This window comes from Streptomyces sp. MS191 (assembly GCF_008042125.1).
Classification (GTDB): domain Bacteria; phylum Actinomycetota; class Actinomycetes; order Streptomycetales; family Streptomycetaceae; genus Streptomyces.
The window spans coordinates 1-1,003 of sequence record NZ_RDBI01000231.1; the positions used below are offsets into that span (position 1 = coordinate 1).

Here is a 1,003-nt window from a genome sequence, read left to right on the forward strand (position 1 = left end):
CAGTACGTCGGAGGCAGCAAGGACACCGTCGCCGGAGTCGACGGCCACCAGCGCAAGATGTACGACGCCAAGCCCGCCCCGACCCAACTGCGCGTCATCACCGGCGGCTTCCACTGCGGCTTCACCGACAGCGGCGGCTTCGGCTGCGACAGCGGCTCGGTCACCCGCGCCGAACAGCAGCGGCTCACCCGCGCCGTGAACACGACGCCGGGAAGTGTCTGGGCCGCGCTACCCCAGACCTGGTCCCGCAGGGACGTGTCGAGACCGAGGGTGTAGAGGAGATAGGTGGTGGTCACGGCGCGGGTGAGCCGCTGCTGTTCGGCGCGGGTGACCGAGCCGCTGTCGCAGCCGAAGCCGCCGCTGTCGGTGAAGCCGCAGTGGAAGCCGCCGGTGATGACGCGCAGTTGGGTCGGGGCGGGCTTGGCGTCGTACATCTTGCGCTGGTGGCCGTCGACTCCGGCGACGGTGTCCTTGCTGCCTCCGACGTACTGCGCGGGGAGGGCGAGGGTGGCGGAGGCGCCRACCGCGGAGGGGTTCGTCTCCGCGGCAGCGAGGGTGCTGACGGACTTGACGGCCGGGTTCCGCGAAGCGGCGAGAAGGGCTGCGCCGCCTCCCATGGAGTGGCCGGACAGGGCGTAGCGGCTGGTGTCGACGGCTCCGGCGAAGCGGGATCCGGTCGTGGAGTTCTGTGTGGTGAGCCAGGTCAGGGCGGCGTTGAGGTCGTCGGCGAAGCCCGTGTGGCTGGGTGCGATGCCGCCCTGGGACTTGGGGGCGACGGTGATGAAGCCCCAGGAGGCGTAGTGGCGCAGGGTGCTCTCGTACTTGGAGATGTCCTGGAAGAAGCCGTGGCCGAAGGCGAGGCCGGGGTGGAGCCCCTGCGCCACGGGGGCGTTGGCGCCGGCGGCACTGCCCGGGTACCAGACGCGGGCGCTGTAGGTGCGTCCGGAGGCGGAGACCGTGAGGTCGGTGTAGGCGACGGGGTAGGCGCCGGGCGCGGCGGGGT

Annotated in this window: 1 protein-coding gene; it reads right to left on the minus strand. The window is 71.7% G+C overall.

The annotated features are described in order from the left end of the window. A partial coding sequence (locus EAO71_RS36825; protein WP_147982132.1) for an alpha/beta hydrolase family protein occupies positions 1–1,003 on the minus strand: 1,003 nt, incomplete at both ends.